The organism is Ruegeria sp. CK1, assembly GCF_056536545.1.
In genome coordinates this window covers 214,678-233,231 of sequence record NZ_JBQFPX010000002.1, presented here as the reverse complement: position 1 = coordinate 233,231, position 18,554 = coordinate 214,678, and the positions used below count along the sequence as shown (strand labels likewise).

Annotated in this window: 20 protein-coding genes; 12 read left to right on the top strand and 8 right to left on the bottom strand. The window is 56.2% G+C overall.

Translation table 11 applies throughout. The annotated features are described in order from the left end of the window. Positions 1-35: 35 nt before the first annotated feature. Positions 36-1,844: an ABC-F family ATP-binding cassette domain-containing protein gene (locus ACR0L3_RS07710; protein ID WP_480745027.1), complete on the top strand. Its 1,809-nt coding sequence runs from the start codon at positions 36-38 to the stop codon at positions 1,842-1,844. On the opposite strand, the gene ACR0L3_RS07705 is transcribed toward ACR0L3_RS07710, so the two are convergent. Then, positions 1,841-2,392 (bottom strand): sugar O-acetyltransferase, encoded by a 552-nt coding sequence (locus tag ACR0L3_RS07705; RefSeq protein ID WP_480745025.1) that lies wholly within the window; start codon positions 2,390-2,392, stop codon positions 1,841-1,843. The two genes, ACR0L3_RS07710 and ACR0L3_RS07705, sit on opposite strands and share 4 nt — an antisense overlap. 9 nt (positions 2,393-2,401) lie before the next feature. After that, a complete protein-coding gene (locus tag ACR0L3_RS07700; RefSeq protein WP_480745023.1) occupies positions 2,402-3,157 on the bottom strand; it encodes a 3-hydroxyacyl-CoA dehydrogenase in 756 nt (251 codons plus the stop codon). A gap of 208 nt (positions 3,158-3,365) precedes the next feature. On the opposite strand from ACR0L3_RS07700, the gene ACR0L3_RS07695 reads away from it, so the two are divergent. Then, positions 3,366-4,517 carry a hypothetical protein gene (locus ACR0L3_RS07695; protein WP_480745022.1) on the top strand — a complete coding sequence of 384 codons (1,152 nt, stop codon included), beginning with the start codon at positions 3,366-3,368 and terminating at the stop codon, positions 4,515-4,517. 75 nt (positions 4,518-4,592) lie between these two features. On the opposite strand, the gene tyrS is transcribed toward ACR0L3_RS07695, so the two are convergent. Beyond that, on the bottom strand, positions 4,593-5,846 hold the full coding sequence (gene tyrS / locus ACR0L3_RS07690) for a tyrosine--tRNA ligase (protein ID WP_480745020.1): 1,254 nt from the start codon (positions 5,844-5,846) through the stop codon (positions 4,593-4,595). 231 nt (positions 5,847-6,077) lie between these two features. Here tyrS and ACR0L3_RS07685 point away from each other — a divergent pair, with 231 nt between their 5' ends. Genes ACR0L3_RS07685 through ACR0L3_RS07675 form a run of 3 tightly spaced genes read left to right on the top strand, consistent with a single transcriptional unit; the run spans position 6,078 to position 8,576 of the window. Further along, positions 6,078-7,142 carry an anhydro-N-acetylmuramic acid kinase gene (locus ACR0L3_RS07685; protein WP_480745447.1) on the top strand — a complete coding sequence of 355 codons (1,065 nt, stop codon included), beginning with the start codon at positions 6,078-6,080 and terminating at the stop codon, positions 7,140-7,142. 16 nt (positions 7,143-7,158) lie between these two features. After that, on the top strand, positions 7,159-7,944 hold the full coding sequence (locus ACR0L3_RS07680) for a hypothetical protein (protein ID WP_480745019.1): 786 nt from the start codon (positions 7,159-7,161) through the stop codon (positions 7,942-7,944). Further along, positions 7,941-8,576, top strand: coding sequence for a hypothetical protein (locus tag ACR0L3_RS07675; protein WP_480745018.1), 636 nt, complete (start codon positions 7,941-7,943; stop codon positions 8,574-8,576). Before ACR0L3_RS07680 ends, ACR0L3_RS07675 begins: the two co-directional genes overlap by 4 nt. Positions 8,577-8,666: 90 nt before the next feature. On the opposite strand, the gene ACR0L3_RS07670 is transcribed toward ACR0L3_RS07675, so the two are convergent. Continuing rightward, on the bottom strand, positions 8,667-9,086 hold the full coding sequence (locus ACR0L3_RS07670) for a cupin domain-containing protein (RefSeq protein ID WP_480745016.1): 420 nt from the start codon (positions 9,084-9,086) through the stop codon (positions 8,667-8,669). An 88-nt stretch (positions 9,087-9,174) separates the two neighbouring features. Here ACR0L3_RS07670 and ACR0L3_RS07665 point away from each other — a divergent pair, with 88 nt between their 5' ends. Continuing rightward, on the top strand, positions 9,175-10,593 hold the full coding sequence (locus ACR0L3_RS07665) for a protein adenylyltransferase SelO (protein ID WP_480745014.1): 1,419 nt from the start codon (positions 9,175-9,177) through the stop codon (positions 10,591-10,593). Between the two features lie 12 nt (positions 10,594-10,605). On the opposite strand, the gene ACR0L3_RS07660 is transcribed toward ACR0L3_RS07665, so the two are convergent. Further along, positions 10,606-11,493, bottom strand: a complete 888-nt coding sequence (locus ACR0L3_RS07660) for a DMT family transporter (protein ID WP_480745012.1) — start codon at positions 11,491-11,493, stop codon at positions 10,606-10,608. Positions 11,494-11,710: 217 nt separating this feature from the next. Here ACR0L3_RS07660 and ACR0L3_RS07655 point away from each other — a divergent pair, with 217 nt between their 5' ends. The 6 genes from ACR0L3_RS07655 to ACR0L3_RS07630 all read left to right on the top strand — a co-directional run bounded on the left by ACR0L3_RS07655 (position 11,711) and on the right by ACR0L3_RS07630 (position 16,223). Next, a complete protein-coding gene (locus ACR0L3_RS07655) occupies positions 11,711-12,415 on the top strand; it encodes an endonuclease/exonuclease/phosphatase family protein (RefSeq protein ID WP_480745010.1) in 705 nt (234 codons plus the stop codon). Positions 12,416-12,488: 73 nt separating this feature from the next. Beyond that, complete coding sequence (locus tag ACR0L3_RS07650) at positions 12,489-12,902, top strand: Fur family transcriptional regulator (RefSeq protein ID WP_480745008.1); 414 nt, start codon at positions 12,489-12,491, stop codon at positions 12,900-12,902. 137 nt (positions 12,903-13,039) lie between these two features. Beyond that, positions 13,040-13,921 carry a DMT family transporter gene (locus ACR0L3_RS07645; protein WP_480745006.1) on the top strand — a complete coding sequence of 294 codons (882 nt, stop codon included), beginning with the start codon at positions 13,040-13,042 and terminating at the stop codon, positions 13,919-13,921. A gap of 144 nt (positions 13,922-14,065) precedes the next feature. Further along, the gene (gene eno, locus ACR0L3_RS07640; RefSeq protein ID WP_480745004.1) at positions 14,066-15,343 is read left to right on the top strand and encodes a phosphopyruvate hydratase; all 1,278 of its coding nucleotides are present in this window, start codon (positions 14,066-14,068) and stop codon (positions 15,341-15,343) included. Positions 15,344-15,382: 39 nt separating this feature from the next. Beyond that, the gene (locus ACR0L3_RS07635; protein WP_480745002.1) at positions 15,383-15,907 is read left to right on the top strand and encodes a GNAT family N-acetyltransferase; all 525 of its coding nucleotides are present in this window, start codon (positions 15,383-15,385) and stop codon (positions 15,905-15,907) included. 148 nt (positions 15,908-16,055) lie between these two features. Then, positions 16,056-16,223 (top strand): hypothetical protein, encoded by a 168-nt coding sequence (locus ACR0L3_RS07630; protein ID WP_480745000.1) that lies wholly within the window; start codon positions 16,056-16,058, stop codon positions 16,221-16,223. Here ACR0L3_RS07630 and ACR0L3_RS07625 read toward each other — a convergent pair. The 3 genes from ACR0L3_RS07625 to mazG form a co-directional block, all read right to left on the bottom strand. Next, positions 16,220-16,669, bottom strand: a complete 450-nt coding sequence (locus ACR0L3_RS07625; RefSeq protein WP_480744998.1) for a GNAT family N-acetyltransferase — start codon at positions 16,667-16,669, stop codon at positions 16,220-16,222. The two genes, ACR0L3_RS07630 and ACR0L3_RS07625, sit on opposite strands and share 4 nt — an antisense overlap. Next, a complete protein-coding gene (locus tag ACR0L3_RS07620) occupies positions 16,666-17,607 on the bottom strand; it encodes a nucleoside hydrolase (protein WP_480744996.1) in 942 nt (313 codons plus the stop codon). The genes ACR0L3_RS07625 and ACR0L3_RS07620 overlap by 4 nt, the downstream gene beginning before the upstream one ends. Positions 17,608-17,669: 62 nt before the next feature. Then, positions 17,670-18,527 (bottom strand): nucleoside triphosphate pyrophosphohydrolase, encoded by an 858-nt coding sequence (gene mazG / locus ACR0L3_RS07615; RefSeq protein ID WP_480744994.1) that lies wholly within the window; start codon positions 18,525-18,527, stop codon positions 17,670-17,672. Between the last annotated feature and the right edge of the window lie 27 nt (positions 18,528-18,554).

Sequence of the window (18,554 nt, the reverse complement as noted above, 5' to 3'; positions counted from 1 at the left end):
TTGACGCCTTGGCCCCGCCGGTTTAGCTGGCGGGCATGGCGAGAATTCCTTTGTTGCAGATGTCCGGCATTTCCCTGACCTTCGGGGGCGATCCGGTGTTTTCCGACCTTGATCTGGTGGTTCAACCGGGTGACCGCGTGGCGCTCGTCGGGCGGAACGGATCGGGCAAATCCACTTTGATGAAAGTGATGGCTGGCTTGGTCGAGGCCGATCAGGGCGAGATCGTCGTGCCGCCTGGGAAATCCGTCGGCTATATGGAGCAGGATCCAACGATGGAGGGGTTTGCCACCCTTGGCGACTATGCCTCCAGCGGGTTGGAGCCAGGGGAATTGTACAAGGTTGAGCGCGCCGGAGAGGGATTGAAATTCGATCCGTCCCGCGCCGTTGAAACCGCCTCGGGCGGCGAGCGACGTCGCGCGGCGCTGGCTAAGTTAATGGCCGAAGCGCCCGACTTGATGTTGTTGGACGAGCCAACAAACCATCTTGATATCGAGGCTATCGCGTGGCTCGAGCGCGAGCTAGGCGCAACCCGTGCAGCGTATGTGTTGATCTCTCATGACCGTGCCTTTTTGCGTGCTCTGACCCGTGCAACGCTTTGGATTGATCGCGGCATGGTACGGCGGCAGGAGCAGGGTTTCGACGCCTTCGAAGCCTGGCGGGATAAGGTCTGGGACGAAGAGGATCAGCAGCGTCACAAGCTGAATCGGTTGATCAAATCCGAGGCCAAATGGGCAGTCGAAGGCATCAGTGCGCGCCGTAAACGCAATCAGGGGCGGGTTCGTGCGTTGCAGGCGCTGCGGGCTGAGAAGGCAGCACAGATCAAACGTCAGGGTTCGGCTGCGATGACGCTTGAGGCGGGGCCGAAATCAGGGCGAAAGGTGATTGAAGCCAGAGGATTGTCCAAGTCCTTTGATTCACAACAGATCGTGCGGAACTTTGACCTCCTGGTTCAGCGTGGTGATCGGGTGGCTTTTGTCGGGCCCAATGGCGTGGGCAAGACGACGCTGCTGAAAATGCTGCTGGGTCAAGAACAACCGGATGAGGGCTCGGTGACACTAGGCACCAATCTTGAGATTGCAGTGTTCGACCAGACCCGTGCGCAGTTGGACCCGGAAATGAGCCTTTGGGACAGCTTGACCGGAGACCCCGATATGCGGGTGTCGGGCAAGGCTGACCAAGTGATGGTTGGTGGGCAACCCAAGCATGTCGTCGGTTACCTCAAGGAGTTCCTTTTCGACGAAAGTCAGGCAAGAGCGGCTGTTAAGTCATTGTCAGGTGGTGAAAAAGCGCGATTGCTCTTGGCCAAACTAATGGCGAAGTCCTCAAACCTTCTTGTGCTTGACGAACCAACAAACGATCTGGACGTGGAAACGCTCGACCTGTTGCAGGAGCTGCTGGATGACTACGACGGAACCGTCCTGCTAGTTAGCCACGACCGGGATTTTCTGGACCGCGTCGCCACAACGACCATTGCTATGGAAGGAAATGGCCGCGCTACTGTCTACGCAGGTGGATGGTCGGACTATCTTGCGCAACGAGGCGATATTCTTCCGAAGAAAGAAGAAAAAACAAAAGCTTATAAGCCGAAGGTAAAGCAAGAAAGCCAACCAAAGCCGGGCCTGTCATTCTCGGAAAAACACAGGCTTGAGAAACTGCCTGCCGAAATTGCCCGCCTAGAGGCCGAGATCGGCAAGCTGGAAGAGCTCATGTCTGATCCCGAGTTGTTCACCCGCGAGCCTGTTAAGTTCCAAAAGGCCACGGAAGCACTGGTTGAGCGGCAGGAAAAGCTTATGGCTGCCGAGGAAGAGTGGCTGAACCTCGAAGAAAAAGCCGAGGGCGCTTAGCGACGGACAATAGATCGGGCAGGCTTCCCGACCACAGTTTCCCCTATAGCGACATCTTTCGTTACGACGCTACCCGCGCCGATGGTGGCGTCGTCACCTATTGTGATGCCCGGCATCAGAATAGCACCACCACCGACCCACACATTCCGGCCAACAGACACAGGTAGCCCGATTTCCAAACCTTTTGCGCGCTCTTTCGGGTCTTTGGCGTGCTGGGCGCAATAAATTTGCACGTTGGGGCCGAACATGCTGTCGTCTCCGACTTGGACTGTTGCAGTGTCCAGAACCACGCAGCCTGCATTGAAATAGACCCGTGCACCCAAGTGTATGTTCATTCCGTAGGCGCAGTGAAAGGGGGCTTCGAAAAAGCAATCCGCGCCTATGCTGGCGAACAGTTCCTGCAATTCAGATGCTATTGCACCGCGCATGTCGGGATGACAGGTATTGTGCGCGTGAACGGCGCGACGGGCTCGCGCGCGTAACGCCTCAAGTTCGGTGTCTATGCAGCAATACCACTGCCCGGACAGCATCTTTTCCAACTCGGTCATGGGCGTGACCTACCGCATTCGCAAAGCACCGTCGATGCGAATGACTTCTCCGTTCAGATACCCCATCTCGACAATAAACCCGGCAAGCCGTCCGAATTCACGCGGATCGCCCAACCGTGGCGGGTTCGGTACGTCGGCGGCCAACTGCTGCTGCACGTCTTCGGGTAGACCGGCTAGCATTGGGGTCATGAATATGCCGGGGGCTATCGCCATTACTCGTACTCCGCTCGAAGCCAAATCGCGCGCCATGGGCAGTGTCATGCCTACAACGCCACCTTTCGAGGCCGCATAGGCCGCCTGACCCTTTTGTCCGTCAAACGCGGCGATGGATGCCGTGTTGATGATCACTCCGCGTGCGCCGTCCGGCTCGGGCTCGTTTTTTGCCATCTCCTCAGCGGCAAGACGCGAGACGTTGAAAGTTCCTATCAGGTTTATGTCGATCGTGCGTTGAAATCCGTCCAAAGGATGGGGGCCATCCTTGCCTACAGTTTTGGCACCAATGACAATACCGGCGCAGTTCACTGTCACTGTGATGCGGTTCATTTTGTCTTTAGCGTGACTGATGGCAGCTGCGACCGAGGCTTCGTCGGTCACGTCCGTTTCCGCGAAATGCCCGCTGATCTCAGATGCGACACGTGTGCCACGTGCAACGTCTCGGTCAAGTATCGTGACCTGCGCACCCTGTTCCGCAAAGTAGCGGGCGGTTGCTTCGCCCAGCCCTGAAGCACCGCCCGTGATAATCGCACATGTGGTGGCCAATTGCATCGCGCTTCCTTCCGTTGAGATATGAACATCCGTTCATTTAATCTGGGAATTTAGATACTGTCCATGATTTTGGTGCTGATTTCATTAGGGTCTAAGCCTTTTCTCAAGCTTTTCTCAGACGTTCTTTAACCAGCCTTAATGCTCAGGTCTCACATCGGCACTAGCAGGAATGCGCGTCGATTTGACGCTGTTTTAGGAGATAATCGTTATGAGTAAGAGCTTAAAGTTCGGTATCCCGGCGCTGGTGGCAGCGCCCTTGTTCACAGTCATGGCAGCAAGTAGCGCGGCTGCGGCACCGGAAGTGTGCAACTGGAAAACCGCACGGGATGCAGCAAATCGCGGTGACTATCAGGCGTTGTGTGATTGCCAACAGGTAACACCCAGCTTTTTGGAACGCCTGCAATCTCGGTCAGATTTTGCAACTACTCTGCGCAACACGACTGCGCAATGCCCCGGGTTGGCAGGGTTGCTGACGGATATGCCTACAGGTTCGATCGGTTCATCTGGGAATCCAGGTGATGACCGCGGGGGCGAACAGCTTGCCCAATTAAATCAGGGCAACGGTGGCGGAAACGGCGGCGGCAATGGCGGCGGAAACGGCGGCGGCAATGGCGGCGGAAACGGCGGTGGCAATGGCGGCGGCAACGGCGGCGGCAACGGCGGTGGAAACGGCGGTGGAAACGGCGGTGGAAGCGGCGGTGGAAACGGCGGTGGCAACGGCGGTGGAAACGGCGGTGGAAACGGCGGCGGAAACGGCGGTGGAAGCGGCGGTGGAAACGGCGGCGGCAACGGCGGCGGCAATGGCGGCGGTAACGGCGGTGGAAACGGCGGTGGCAATGGCGGTGGAAACGGCGGCGGTAACGGCGGTGGCAATGGCGGCGGAAACGGCGGTGGCAACGGCGGCGGCAACGGCGGCGGCAACGGCGGTGGAAACGGCGGTGGCAACGGCGGTGGCAATGGCGGCGGAAACGGCGGCGGCAATGGCGGTGGAAACGGCGGCGGCAATGGCGGTGGAAACGGCGGCGGCAATGGCGGTGGAAACGGCGGCGGTAACGGCGGTGGCAACGGCGGCGGCAACGGCGGTGGCAACGGCGGTGGTCATGGCGGTAACAACGGCGGCCCCGGTAATGGGAACGGCAACAACGGAAATCCCGGCAATGGCGGCGGCAACAATGGCGGCTCCGGTCCCGGAACTGGCAACGGCGGCGGCAACAACGGCGGCGGCAACGGATCCGGTAACGGCGGCGGCGGTCATGGCAATGGCGGCAGCAACGGCGATGGTAAGGGTGGCGGCAAAGGTGGCCACGGTGGCGGCAAAGGCGGCGACGGTAAAGGTGGCGGCAAAGGCGGCAAGCGGTAATCGCGCCTACACCCTTAGAAAAGAAATCGGCCACCCAATTGGGTGGCCGTAATGTTTTTTGGCTGTGTGTACTGATCAGGCCAGCTGAATCAAGGCGTGGCGCTTTTTACCTGCACTCAGTTTGATCGGAGACGACAAAGCGCCTGCGTCAATCATAAGACCTGCGTCAGTTAACGGTGCGTCATCCAGCTTGGCGCCGTTCTCGGCAATCAGGCGTTTGGCTTCTTTGCCAGATTTCGCCAGACCCGACTTCACAATGATCTGGACAATGGACATTCCGCCGCCCAGCTCTTCCGCGCTGAGGGTCAGTGTAGGAAGGTCACCGCCCACACCGCCTTTTTCGAACACCTCGCGGGCGGTGGCTTCGGCTGTCGCCGCAGCCCTTGCTCCGTGGGCAAGGGTTGTCACTTCGTTGGCGAGGCGGATCTTGGCCTCGTTGATCTCGGACCCTTGCAGTGCACCCAGCCGGTCACACTCGTCCACTGGCATTTCCGTGTAGAGCTTCAAGAACCGTCCCACATCCGCATCAGTGGTATTGCGCCAGAACTGCCAGAATTCGTAGGGCGAGCGCATGTCGGCGTTCAACCAGACCGCACCGTCCTGAGATTTACCCATCTTCTTGCCATCACTGGTGGTCAGCAGGGGTGAGGTCAGGCCATAGATCTCATGATCCAGCACGCGGCGGGTCAGGTCGATACCGTTGACGATATTGCCCCACTGGTCCGACCCGCCCATTTGCAGAACGCAGCCGTAGCGGCGGTTCAGCTCAAGGAAGTCATAGGCCTGCAGGATCATGTAGTTGAACTCGAGGAAACTGAGCGATTGCTCACGATCCAGCCGGGATTTCACTGATTCAAAGCTCAGCATCCGGTTGACTGAGAAATGCCGCCCAATATCGCGCAGGAAATCGAGGTAGTTCAGGTCGTCCAGCCACTCGGCGTTGTTCAGCATCAAAGCCTTGTTCGATGCGTCAGTGTCATAGTCGATATATGCCGAAAACACCTTTTTAATGCCTGCGATGTTTTCGTCGATCTGTTCAGGGCCCAGCAGGGGGCGTTCATCCGCACGGAAGGATGGATCGCCCACCTTTGTGGTTCCACCACCCATCAGGGTAATCGGTTGATGACCGGTTTTCTGGAACCAGCGCAGCATCATGATTTGGATAAGGCTGCCCACATGCAACGACTTGGCCGTTGCATCAAAGCCGATATAGGCCGGTTTGCACCCACTAATCAGCGCTTCGTCAAGGCCTTGATAATCGGTGCAGTCGGCGAGAAAGCCGCGCTCGATCATCGTGGCGATGAAATCCGATTTAGGGTGGTAGGTCATATCGTGCCCTTTGGGTTAATGTTGCGGGGCACTGTATAGGCGGCGCGCTGGTCGAGGAAAAGGCACCATTTCCAAGAAAAAATTACAGTTCAAACGATGCGGCTTGCTTTGTTCTTGTATTACCGTGCAGGTTGTGGGCAACGCGCCGACGAAACGGGCGCGACAAGTTGCAAGAGGGCGAACGTGGGCTGGGCAATCAGTAAAACAGGCACGATTAGAGCATTGGGTGCAATGTCCGGGACGTCACTTGATGGTGTGGACACTGCTGTAGTCGAGACTGATGGTCATCGGATCATGGGCTTTGGACCCAGCGATTACAGACCATATTCGGACGAGGAAAGAGGTATCCTTCGATCGGCGCTGAGGCAGTGGCACGGGCCAGAAGTGGATGCTGCAGCAGAGCTGGTCACCTTCGCCCATGCCGAAGCGCTGTCTGAATTCGACGAGATCGATCTGATCGGGTTTCACGGACAAACTCTTGCCCATGAGCCTCGGGGGCGAGGTACGTTGCAGGTGGGCGATGGAAAGGGTCTGGCGCAAGCTCTGGGTGTGCCAGTGGTCTGGGATTTCCGCAGCGATGACGTGGCTATGGGGGGGGAGGGGGCTCCGCTTGCACCTTTCTTCCACTTTGCTTGCGCCAAGTGGATCGGTGCAACCGAACCACTTTGTTTTCTGAACCTCGGAGGGGTTGGAAACCTGACCTACGTCGATCCCGGCTTTGATGGCCCGGAAGCCCCCGGTGCGCTGTTGGCTTTTGACACCGGTCCCGCCAACGCACCAGTTGACGACATTATGCAGGCGCGTCTTGGTCAGCCGATGGACCGGGATGGCGCAGTGGCCCGCGGCGGTTCGGTCGAAATGGGCGCGCTAGAGCTGTTTCTGGCCGAGCCGTTTTTTTCCCGCATGCCCCCAAAGTCGCTGGACCGCAACGATTTTGCCGAGATGATCGGGCTGGTAAAGGAACTGTCCGATGCTGACGCGGTTGCCACCCTGACCGGCATGTGTGCGGCGGGTGTGGTGAAGGGGATGGAGCATTGTCCAAAGCCGCCGTCGCGCGTGCTGGTTACAGGCGGTGGGCGACGTAACCCGGTCTTGATGGAGATGTTACGCGTCTCGCTGGATTGCCCGGTCGAGCCGGTCGAAGAAGCCGGATTGGACGGAGACATGCTTGAAGCGCAGGCCTTTGCCTACCTTGCTGTACGCGTCGCGCGGGGGTTACCAACCTCATGCCCGGGGACAACGGGGGTGAAGGCGTTGGTTGGTGGCGGTGTGGTGAGTGCTGTAGCGAGCCCTTGATAGTAAGATCTGTAGCTTGAAGAAAAAAGATAAGAATTTGGTTTTATACAATTTCCGGTTTTTTAGTTCTTTGGTTGGACTTGCACTAGCTGTGTCGATTTCAACCAAAGCGGCAACTCAACCAAAGGAAGTTTGGCTTCTTGCGGAAGCTCCCGAGGTTTTTGCGGCTCTGACTAACTTGCCACCAGAGACCTCCTTTCATTGTGAGAAGCCTACAATACCCGTTTCACTTGATTTCTCGTTCGATTTGAAATTGGCGCATTTTGACCTTGCGCCATTCATAAACACCGATCGGGGGCATAATCCTGTAGCGGTGCGGCGTGTAGGAACGATTGAACAAGATCAGGCCATTGTCAGCGGGAACAAAGAGGTTTCTACGGCCCGTTTCACAAGGGGTTTTATCGGAAAAAACCAGCAGTCAGCGGCTAGCAATCTGACCTTGAGTGGTTTTTTTTACTTCTGTGACTATAACAGTTTACCCGAATTTGTCGGTGGTGAAGTCACCGTGTCGGGCGAGATAGGAAGCTATACTGTAAACCATCAAAAAACTATTGATATTGATGCGAGCGAGTTGAGTTTGACCTACAAGAGTCAAAAAGATATTTCGTCAGACGGAAGGCTCACTTCACCCCGGAAGAAAGCCGTCTTCGAGACCAGATGGAACGATGTTGTGGGCATCCTCCAATTCGATTTTTCCGACAAAGCTATTGCCTTTGAAGCTAAAGACAACGGAGGTGTGCTTCTGGTTGGGCTGACTGTCGACGGTGAGCTTTCCCTCATCGAGCCCGGAGAGGACCCATGAAGCGCGTTAAAAGCTTGTTGTGTGGGCTTTTGCTAATAGCGAAAAGCGGTGCTGCTGATGCTCGTGACTTTAGGGTTGAGCAAAGGCCTGGCCCTAATCACACGTTGACAATGAAAGTGGCGGAGCATGTTTGCCCAGATAATTTTGAACCCGTTGTTTTGTCGGGCGAACTAGACAGATTTCAAATCAAAGAAATCATAAGAACGCCACCGGAGCACTTCAAAGCAGCAAAAACCGATCGCCAACCTTCGCTGGGAACACAAGAATTAGCTGCACATGTTTATATAACGGGTTGTACCTTCCGGCGTCATTTTTTCCCGCGAACGGGCGAGGTTTCGTTTGTAGGAGATTTGGGTGGGGGCAGGATTGAAAGTATAAACTTTTTGCGAGATGCCAATCATCAAGAAAAGTCGCTAAGTTTCACCTACACAACGTATTTAAAGATGCGGCCAGACGATAGGCCTAGTCAACACCCTCGGAGTGAGGCTTCAGCACCTATCGAGGCTGTGGGTGAGCTCTGGCTCGATCTCGGGTGGAATCTTGCACGATTGACTCGTTCAGGCCAGGAAGATGATCAGATTCAAATTGGATTTAAACAAATCGGTCTTATTGTGCTGCCCAAGAAGGAATAATTGCCTCGACAACTACTATGGTAGCGCCGTTCAATGCGCGGCCTAAGTGGCAAGTGAGCAAGACGGAATTTTCGGATTGCGCAATAGGCTTCAGCCGCGTGGGATATCGAACTCTGGCTCAGCCAGAACAAAGCCATCGAACTCGAAACCCGGCGAGACGGTGCAACTGACCAGAGTGTAGTCACCATTCGTGTAGGCCGATTGCCAGTGGTTCTTTGGTACAATCACTTGTGGTGAGCCTATTGTCAGATCAGGCGTTAATAGGTGATCGGTTGCAGGGCCATCTTCGGTGGCACTAAGCGACAGGGTCAAAGGCGCGCCAGCGTGATAAAGCCAGATCTCAGTCGCGTCGACGCGGTGCCAGTGGCTGCGCTCACCCGCTTGCAGCAGAAAATAGATACAGGTCCCCGTGGCGCGACCTTCGTTGTCGGCCCGCCATGTTTCACGGAACCAACCGCCTTCTGGATGACGCTGAAGGTCTAACTGCTCAATGATCTGTTGCGCGTTCATCTTGGCCTCGTGTTCTATTCAAGGCGATTATGCACAGGGGAGAGCGATCCGCTATGGTATTTACGCGTTTCGACAATATGTTTGCCGCATGACCGTAACGATCCCATTCGACAACAGCTACGCCCGCCTTCCCAACAGTTTCTATGCTCGGCAGGCTCCTGTGCCTGTGCGTGCTCCTCGTCTTGTGGCGTTCAACGAAGACTTGGCGAAAATTCTGCGTATCTCTCTAGGCGACGTGCAAGAGATGGCCGAAACCTTTGCGGGCAACGCACTTCCGGAAGGCTCCGAGCCAATCGCACAGCTGTATTCCGGGCATCAGTTCGGGAATTATAACCCCCAGCTTGGGGACGGGCGCGCTGTTCTATTGGGGGAAACGGTAGGCACCGATGGTGTCCGGCGTGACATTCAGTTGAAAGGTTCGGGGCAGACGCCCTTCAGTCGTCAAGGGGATGGCCGTGCGTGGCTGGGGCCGGTACTACGAGAATACGTGGTCTCTGAGGCAATGCAAGCGCTGGGCATCTCTACAACGCGCGCCTTGGCTGCGGTTGAGACCGGCGAGGTCGTCCTACGTGAAGGTCCGATGCCCGGAGCGGTCCTTACCCGTGTTGCAAAAAGCCACCTGCGCGTCGGCACCTTTCAGGTCTTCGCCGGGCGTAGGCAGATCGATAACCTCAAACAGCTAACCGAATACGCGATTGCCCGGCATTATCCGCAGGCCGAAGGGCCGATGGGATTGCTACGCGAAGTGCGAAACGCGCAGGCGCGGCTGATCGCGCAATGGATGAGCGTGGGCTTCATTCACGGCGTAATGAATACGGATAACTTCTCAATCGCTGGAGAGACGATTGACTATGGGCCGTGTGCCTTCATGGACAGTTATCACCCGAATACGGTGTACAGCTCGATCGACCGGATGGGACGCTATGCCTATTCCAACCAGCCGGACATCGCAGTGTGGAATCTGGCGCAATTGGCGACTGCTCTGATTCAGCAGTTGGATGATCCTGAAAGTGCAGTGCAGGAAGCAACCGAGATCGTGCACGCTATGCCCGGTTTGATCCAGCAGGAATGGCTAAACCGCTTCCGCGCCAAGATAGGGTTAGCCACCGAAGAAGACGGAGATGAGGCGCTGATCACCGATTTGTTGACCCGAATGGCGCATAACGGTGCGGATTTTACCAATACTTTCCGGGCGCTGGGCAGCGATAAGGCGCGCGATCAGTTTCTGAAACCAGAAGCCTATGATGAATGGGCCATCAGCTGGCACGCCCGGCTGGAGCGAGAGGAAGACCCACACGCAGCGACGAATGCCGCCAACCCGGCCTTTATTCCGCGCAACCACCGAGTTGAGCAGATGATACAGGCGGCGGTTCAGGGGGATTATGCGCCATTCCACAGGCTGAATGCGGTGCTTGCACGTCCGTATTCAGATCAGCCTGAAGCAAGTGACCTGACACATTCACCAACCGAGAGAGAAGTGGTCCACGCAACGTTCTGCGGTACTTAGTTTGGTCGGGCCTTAATCTCGAACAATCTCAAGGGCGGCTGCGCTGACGATCAGAGTAGCTCCCAATAGCTCACGCAGTCCGAACGGTTCACCGGACAGTATTGCGGCCGAGGCAAGACCAACGACTACTTCGCTCATCAGTAGAATGCCGACGCGCGCTGGGGACAGCTGTGTCGCAGGCCAGATGGTCATGAATATCATAGGCAGGATGTAGAGGGCCGAGAGCAGAACAAAGATCAGCAATAAATAGCTATCGGTTCCGTCGACGTCTGGCAGTATAGGGCCGGGTAGAAACAAGAGGCCAACAATCGACAGGATCATCGCACCTAGAACAAAGGACAAAACTTGCCCTGACACAGATATGCTGTTTGTACGGTAGAGGCCCAGCGTACCCAGCGCCCAACACATGCCAGAGGCTAAGGCCAGCCAATCGCCTATATTCTTCGGCACAGGCAGGTTACTTGTGCCGCCCAGAACAACGAAAAGACCTCCGATGCCGCAGAGCAGGCCGATAATGCGGCTCACGCCGATGCGCTCTTTAAGGAAAAGGACGCCCAGTATCGTGCCCCAAATGGGTGTCAGGTAGAATAACAGGATCGAGCGGACGACTTCGGTGTAGACAAGGCTGATTGAGTACAAGCTGAAAGCCGCGCCAGTGAACATGCCGCTAATCACAAGATCGCGCCAATGCAATGCCAATGTTAACCGCTCGCGCCAGACCAAGGGAACCAGAACAAGAAGGGCGGAGCTATACATCGCAATACCGGGCCAAGGACCGGTCAGGCCGAGGTCAAAAAAGAACCGGACAGGTATCCAATAGAGCCCCCACATCATACCGCCGATCACTAGGACGATGCTGGCACGAGTGATGTTGTTCGACTGTATGCTGCTTGAAACCATTGATGCCCTGATGTGCTGGTGGTTGGCCAATGCTGTAGTTCCGGCATAGAGACAACGCTGGTGACGTATCAAGCGAAACCGTCGTTTGCGGTCGTTTATTGGGCGAACGGGCGCAGCCGACAGTAAAGACAGGACTTCTCAGGTACCGTTCTTAACAATGGGGTTGCGCCCAGCGAGAAGCATGGCACTTTGGATCAGCTAGATTGATCAGAGCCTCATGAAACCCCAATCGACCCTGCGTATTGCCAGCTATAACATTCAAAAATGTGTCGGCCTCGATTTTCGCCGGCAGCCTCAGCGCATCATGCAGGTTATTGACAACATGCAAGCCGACATAGTGGTGCTGCAAGAGGCCGACAAACGCCTGCCACCACGTCCGGCTGCTTTGCCGCACTTCATGCTTGATGAGTCCGGCTGGCAAATTGTGGACCTTGGGGGGGCGGGTAGTCTGGGCTGGCACGGGAACGCTGTGATCTGGAAAGGTGACGCAATCCGAGTGCGCCGGACTGGGCATCACGACCTCCCGGGATTAGAGCCGCGCGGGGCTGTTCGGGTGGAATTTGACACGCACATCGGGCCATTGCGCGTTATGGGAATGCATCTGGGCCTTTTGCCAGCATCCCGTCGCCAGCAGATTACGCACATTCGCAATTTTGACGACGATCTCACCCAGATGCCTACTGTTTGGGCCGGAGATTTTAACGAATGGTCGCGCCAACCCGTGCTGGACAATTTGGCCCCCGATATGCAGTTCCTGCCGCCTGTCCCAAGCTTCCCGGCTGCGCAGCCTTTGGGGGCGCTGGACCGGATCGCGCTGGGCGAGGGGCTTGAGGCAGTACTGCATGGTGTACATAGCACGCGACCGGCGCCCATCGCGTCGGACCATTTGCCAATCTGGGCTGATCTGCGGCGTGTAGCCTAAGGTGCAAATCCCCTGTGGCGTGATCCGCCCTTAGGGTTTAAGACAAAGACCCGAACTACTTTGAGGATCACTTATGTCCGACACGATCATCGCCCGTTGCGAAGCCAAAGGCCTGCGTATGACGGGGCAGCGCCGTACAATTGCGCAAGTGCTGCAGCAAAGCGAAGATCATCCGGATGTCGAAGAACTGTACTCGCGTGCCTCTAAGGTGGATTCGGGTATTTCAATTGCCACCGTCTACAGAACCGTAAAGCTGTTCGAAGAGGCAGGCATTCTGGAGCGTCTGGAATTCGGGGACGGGCGCGCGCGCTATGAGGATGCTGAGCGGGATCATCACGATCACCTGATCGACATGCAATCAGGCGAAGTAATCGAATTCGTCGATCCCGAGATTGAGGCTCTGCAGGAAAAAATCGCGGCTAAGCTGGGATATAGGCTAAAAGGCCACCGGCTGGAGCTATATGGCGTTCCGCTGGAGCGGGACTGACTCATCACAAAACGCGAACGTCAGGCGCACGGGAATTCATGATTTCCGGGCTGATAATGCTTGCCTGAACGGGTATCTTGCGCTTTTCGTGGAGTAAGCGGCGAATATAGCGGCCGCATAAACTTACGGACATTACTATGAACAACGTAAACGGCATTTTGCTGGTCGTCGCCGCGATGGCTGCTTTTGCGCTTGAGGATATGTTCATCAAGCTTCTGTCGGTAACTGTGCCGACCGGACAGATCATGGTGGTGCTCGGTGTTATTTGCGGGTTTCTTTTTGCGCTACTGGCGTTGTTCACTCGCAAGCGGATTTTCGACCCATTGGCCTGGCGTGCATTGCCCTTGGCGCGCGCCGGGACGGAAATGATTGGCGCGCTGACTTTCGTGACAGCCCTGTCACTTGTGGACTTGTCTACCGTGGCCGCAGTGTTTCAGGCGATGCCGCTGGCTGTTACCATGGGGGCCGCGTTGTTTTTGGGGGAAAGTGTCGGTTGGCGCCGGTGGAGCGCGATTGGCTTGGGCTTCATCGGTGTTCTAATGATTATCCGGCCAGGTTTCGAAGGCTTCCAACCCGAGTCGCTTTTTGTTGTGGCAACCGTGATTGCCATTGCTGCGCGCGATCTGATCACGCGCAAACTGGATAGTCGTGTCGCATCGTCCGTTGTCGCCATGCAGGCGTACTTGGCGGTGGCCGTGTCCGGATTTGCGTTGATGTTGGTGACGACACAACCTGCTGTCGCTGTGCAATCGGCTCATATCGGCCCGTATCTTGGCGCAATTGGCTTCGGTGTGTTGGGCTACTACGGTATCGTTACCGCCATGCGTATTGGCGAGGCATCGGCGTTGACGCCTTTCCGGTATACGCGGCTTATATTTTCGATTGCGGCGGGTATGCTGATGTTCGGAGAGCGTCCGGACGCGATGACATTGGCCGGGGCTACTTTGATCATAGGCTCTGGGATGTACACTTTCGTGCGGGAACGCAAACTGGCCCGCGAACTGGCGGTTGCTGTCTGACGGATTGTCGCACGATTGCGCAAACAACGGGCAGATAGCCCTAAAGGCCGGTCAACAAGCGTGTTAGCGATAACATGAGCGGTTTACTTTTTGCCCTGTGATGCTAAGAGGCGTGCAACTGATTGCAGCCACAGGGACGGGCCCATGAGTACCATCATCGACATCCACGCACGCGAAATTCTGGACAGCCGGGGCAACCCTACGGTCGAAGTCGACGTGATTTTGGAAGACGGAACCATGGGTCGCGCCGCAGTTCCATCAGGTGCATCGACTGGCGCATACGAGGCCGTTGAAAAGCGTGATGGTGACAAGTCGCGCTACATGGGCAAAGGCGTGCTGGAAGCTGTCGCTGCGGTAAACGGTGAAATCGCAGAGGAGCTTGTGGGCTTTGATGCGACCGAGCAGGTTGCTATCGACGCCGCTATGATCGAATTGGACGGGACTGAGAATAAGGGCCGTCTAGGCGCCAATGCCATTCTGGGCGTCTCATTGGCGACCGCGAAGGCGGCAGCCGATTTCACAACACAGCCACTGTATCGGTATGTCGGGGGCACTTCGGCGCGGGTTCTGCCGGTTCCGATGATGAACATCATCAACGGTGGGGAACACGCTGACAACCCAATCGACATTCAGGAATTCATGATCATGCCGACCTCGGCTGCGAATATCCGCGAAGCTGTACGCATGGGTTCCGAAGTGTTTCACACGCTGAAGAAAGAACTCTCGGCCGCTGGTTTGGCAACCGGCGTCGGCGATGAGGGTGGCTTTGCGCCGAACATCGCCAGCACGCGTGAGGCGTTGGACTTCATCCTGAAATCCATCGAAAAGGCAGGATACAAGCCAGGTGAAGAAATCCATTTGGCGCTGGACTGCGCAGCTACAGAGTACTTTAAGGATGGTAAATACGTGCTGTCCGGCGAGGGTATTTCGCTGAGTTCTGAGGAGAACGCAGCTTATCTGGCGGCGCTGGTCAACGACTACCCGATCATTTCGATCGAAGATGGCATGTCCGAAGATGATTGGGACGGCTGGAAAGCGCTGACTGACACCATTGGCGACAAGGTTCAGCTGGTCGGTGACGACCTGTTCGTAACCAATCCCTCACGTCTGGCCGAAGGGATCGAGCGCGGTTGTGCAAACTCCATGTTGGTCAAAGTAAACCAGATTGGTTCGTTGACCGAGACTCTCCGCGCCGTCGATATGGCCCACCGCGCGTGCTATACCAACGTGATGTCGCACCGTTCGGGCGAGACCGAGGATGCCACGATTGCCGATTTGGCCGTGGCGACCAATTGCGGTCAGATCAAAACCGGCTCGCTAGCGCGGTCGGACCGGTTGGCCAAATACAACCAATTGATCCGTATCGAGGAATCTCTGGGTGAGGTTGCCGAATACGCCGGGGCTTCGATCCTTAAGAACTGAGTGGTATTCTGATCCTCAAACCTATCTGAGGATCAGCGATTGCTTAGCATCATAGAACCAAGAACGCCGGATCACTTTGATGCGGTCCGGCGTTTGTGTTGGGAATACCGCGATTTCCTGCTGACACTGGATGAGAAATCGCAGCGTATTGTTCAGACCATTTATTCGCAGGACAAATATGCCCGCGTCATGGAAACCATCGAGGTTGAACACTGCGCACCTAACGGTGGAGCCTGTCTGGCGCTGAAAGACAATCAGCCCGTCGGATGCGGCATGTTCCACACAATCGAGCCGGGCGTGGCCGAGATCAAACGCGTTTTCGTCCAGGACCGCGCGCGCGGCACGGGTGCAGGCCGTGCTATCATGCTGTCATTGATACAAAAATGCCGAGATCAAGGTTTTGATTTAATTCGCATGGACACCGGTAAGCCGTTGCTGGCGGCGACCCGCCTTTACCTCTCAATAGGATTTCACCAGCGGGATGCATATTCCGAGATTCCGGAGATCGCAGAAGGGCATCTGTTGTTTTTCGAGATGCCATTACAGTCGGGCAAGCCGGGTTAAATCTTCGAGTTATTTTGCCGCCCAAGCCCTTGATTCACAGCATAATGTCTAAATTGAGGCAATTTAATGACTGTTATGTGTGAACTAGTTCCTAACGTATGGTAAAGTATTCTTGATATTCATTCTCTATTGCAGAGAGGAGAATACGATGCCTGTTCCAAAGTTCCTTCTGACGATTTGCTTTCTCTCAATCGGGGTGTTGGCCGCTTGTTCCGGCCCAGGTACCTATCCGGTTACCGGTCTGTCAGCCTCGTCGACAGATCCTGTGATGGACATGGATGTTCCTGGGATGGATATGGGGATTGAGGCGCGCTAAAGCGTCTTGCTCATTAGCATATACCGGTCGCGCGGTCTGAACCCTGTGCGCAGATAAAGGTTTTGTGTGGCTGCATTGGCGCGGTCGACTTCAAGATGTAAGGCGGTAAGTCCTGCACCTGCAAGGGCTTTCGGCAACGCGAGGAGAACCTCGGTGGCGATCCCGCGCCCGCGAACAGCCGGGCGGATGTATATTTCGTCGACAAAGCCGTCCATGCCACCGAATTCGACCGACCAGCCGAAAGTCAGCACGATATACCCCAGCGGCGCGCGACCAGGACCGATGAGGTAGACGCACCCGTGGGGGATGCCTTCAAGCAAGGGACCTAGCGCGTTGCGAGTTTGGTCTGCATCCTGCGTGATCCCGGACTCGGCGTGAAAAGCCGTAACCAGCGCCATTAGGCGGTCCAGATCTTCGGGGCGGGCGAGTTTCAGTGCGGCGCTCATAGGCGGGCCAGCCTTTCTGTTAGTAGGTCAAAGAACCCGTCAGCGTCGATATCCCCCATGAACATCGCATTGGGCGGATGGTCTGTGACGCGCCACCAATCAGCGACGGTCATCCCAAGAGTCAGGTCAGATTGAGTTTCAATTTGAACGTTGATGTGACGACCAGAAAACAGCTCGGGTTTTATCAGATATGCAGTCACACACGGGTCGTGCAGCGGTGCGCCTTCAGAGCCGTATTTTTCCCTGTCATACCTTTCGAAGAAATCCGTCATTTCGGCCACGGCATGACCGACATTGGACTCAAGCGCACGGAACGCGTCGTTTCGGTGTTTCGTAACCAGCGCGTCATGGGTGACATCTAGCGGCATGACCACGATGTGAACGCCAGATTGAAACACAATTTCAGCGGCTTCTGGGTCGACGTAAATGTTGAATTCTGCTGCCGGAGTTATGTTCCCGACCTCGAAATATGCACCTCCCATCAGCACGATTTCCTGAACCCGATCAATGATGTCAGGGGCTTTCTGAAAGGCTGTGGCAATGTTGGTCAAAGGCCCCAATGGACACAGCGTGACTGTCTTAGGCTCGTGCGCGCGCAGGGTATCGATAATGAAATCGACTGCATGGCCATCGGCTAGTGGTGTCGTAGGATCAGGCAAAACAGGGCCGTCCAGCCCGGTCTTTCCATGTACGTGCTCGGCTGTAACCAATGGGCGGTTCAACGGGCGGTCACACCCAGCGTAAACGGGGATGTGTGAATGCCCGGCCAACTCACAGACAATGCGTGCGTTCTTTGCAGTTAATTCCAGCGGTACGTTTCCGGCGACGGCGGTGATTCCCAGAACGTCGATCTCTTCAGGACTGGCAAGTGCCAGCAAGATTGCTACGGCGTCGTCCTGGCCGGGATCGGTGTCGATAATGATTTTGCGCGGCGCCATTGTTGCCTCCCGGGTCTTGAAGCGCGGACACTCGCAAGTGTCACAGCACTTGTCTAGTGGTTTCAGGCCCCGGTTGCGGCATCGACAGGCGGGAGTTTGCCGTTGGCGCGATGCTCTTCCGTTTTTACTTCGTCCCAAAGCGCATCCATCTCGGCTAGATCGCTTTGCGATGGCGTCTTGCCGCGCGAGGCTAACCGTGCTTCGACCTGTTCAAATCGGCGGGTGAATTTGGCATTGGTGCGGCGCAAAGCGGCCTCGGGTTCGATGCCAAGATGGCGGCCCAGATTGACCATTACGAACAGCAGATCGCCAAATTCATCTTCCAGCGCGTCAGCATCTTTGCTGTCGCGTGCCTCTTCCAGTTCAGCGGCCTCTTCGGTGATTTTGGCCAGCACATGGCTGGCGTCGGGCCAGTCGAACCCAACACGGGCGGCGCGTTTTTGCAGTTTGTGTGCACGCAGCAGGGCGGGCAGGTTCGCAGCTACACCGTCCAACGCGCCTTTCTGTTCTTTGCCTGCGCGTTCCGCCGCCTTGATGGTCTCCCAGTCCTTAGTCTGCTGATCGGCGGACTTGTCACGGGATTCGTCACCGAACACATGCGGGTGACGGGCAACCATCTTGTCCGACATGGTGCGGACAACGTCCTGAAAGGTGAAATGCCCAGCTTCTTCAGCCATTTGCGCGTGGAACACGGATTGGAACAGCAGGTCGCCTAGCTCGCCCTTCAGCTCGTCATAGGCCTCGCGTTCGATGGCGTCAGCGACCTCATAGGCTTCTTCGATCGTGTAGGGTGCGATTGTCGAAAAATCCTGTTCGATGTCCCACGGGCAACCGGATTGCGGGTCGCGTAGGCGGCGCATGATTTCCAGCAAACGCTCGATCCCGGCGTCGCTGTCATGGATCAGAGGATTTTCGGCCATTGCGAACCCTTTCGTTCCGGTGTCAGA

What these genes read in the sequence shown, in the direction of transcription:
- mazG (WP_480744994.1), bottom strand. Translation starts at nt 18,527, where the DNA reads ATGGCCGAAAATCCTCTGATCCATGACAGCGACGCCGGGATCGAGCGT.
- ACR0L3_RS07675 (WP_480745018.1), top strand. Translation starts at nt 7,941, where the DNA reads ATGAAGCGCGTTAAAAGCTTGTTGTGTGGGCTTTTGCTAATAGCGAAA.
- ACR0L3_RS07710 (WP_480745027.1), top strand. Translation starts at nt 36, where the DNA reads ATGGCGAGAATTCCTTTGTTGCAGATGTCCGGCATTTCCCTGACCTTC.
- tyrS (WP_480745020.1), bottom strand. Translation starts at nt 5,846, where the DNA reads ATGACCTACCACCCTAAATCGGATTTCATCGCCACGATGATCGAGCGC.
- ACR0L3_RS07655 (WP_480745010.1), top strand. Translation starts at nt 11,711, where the DNA reads ATGAAACCCCAATCGACCCTGCGTATTGCCAGCTATAACATTCAAAAA.
- ACR0L3_RS07670 (WP_480745016.1), bottom strand. Translation starts at nt 9,086, where the DNA reads ATGAACGCGCAACAGATCATTGAGCAGTTAGACCTTCAGCGTCATCCA.
- ACR0L3_RS07700 (WP_480745023.1), bottom strand. Translation starts at nt 3,157, where the DNA reads ATGCAATTGGCCACCACATGTGCGATTATCACGGGCGGTGCTTCAGGG.
- ACR0L3_RS07695 (WP_480745022.1), top strand. Translation starts at nt 3,366, where the DNA reads ATGAGTAAGAGCTTAAAGTTCGGTATCCCGGCGCTGGTGGCAGCGCCC.
- ACR0L3_RS07625 (WP_480744998.1), bottom strand. Translation starts at nt 16,669, where the DNA reads ATGAGCGCCGCACTGAAACTCGCCCGCCCCGAAGATCTGGACCGCCTA.
- ACR0L3_RS07645 (WP_480745006.1), top strand. Translation starts at nt 13,040, where the DNA reads ATGAACAACGTAAACGGCATTTTGCTGGTCGTCGCCGCGATGGCTGCT.
- ACR0L3_RS07620 (WP_480744996.1), bottom strand. Translation starts at nt 17,607, where the DNA reads ATGGCGCCGCGCAAAATCATTATCGACACCGATCCCGGCCAGGACGAC.
- ACR0L3_RS07650 (WP_480745008.1), top strand. Translation starts at nt 12,489, where the DNA reads ATGTCCGACACGATCATCGCCCGTTGCGAAGCCAAAGGCCTGCGTATG.
- ACR0L3_RS07630 (WP_480745000.1), top strand. Translation starts at nt 16,056, where the DNA reads ATGCCTGTTCCAAAGTTCCTTCTGACGATTTGCTTTCTCTCAATCGGG.
- ACR0L3_RS07705 (WP_480745025.1), bottom strand. Translation starts at nt 2,392, where the DNA reads ATGACCGAGTTGGAAAAGATGCTGTCCGGGCAGTGGTATTGCTGCATA.
- ACR0L3_RS07665 (WP_480745014.1), top strand. Translation starts at nt 9,175, where the DNA reads ATGACCGTAACGATCCCATTCGACAACAGCTACGCCCGCCTTCCCAAC.
- ACR0L3_RS07660 (WP_480745012.1), bottom strand. Translation starts at nt 11,493, where the DNA reads ATGGTTTCAAGCAGCATACAGTCGAACAACATCACTCGTGCCAGCATC.
- eno (WP_480745004.1), top strand. Translation starts at nt 14,066, where the DNA reads ATGAGTACCATCATCGACATCCACGCACGCGAAATTCTGGACAGCCGG.
- ACR0L3_RS07685 (WP_480745447.1), top strand. Translation starts at nt 6,078, where the DNA reads ATGTCCGGGACGTCACTTGATGGTGTGGACACTGCTGTAGTCGAGACT.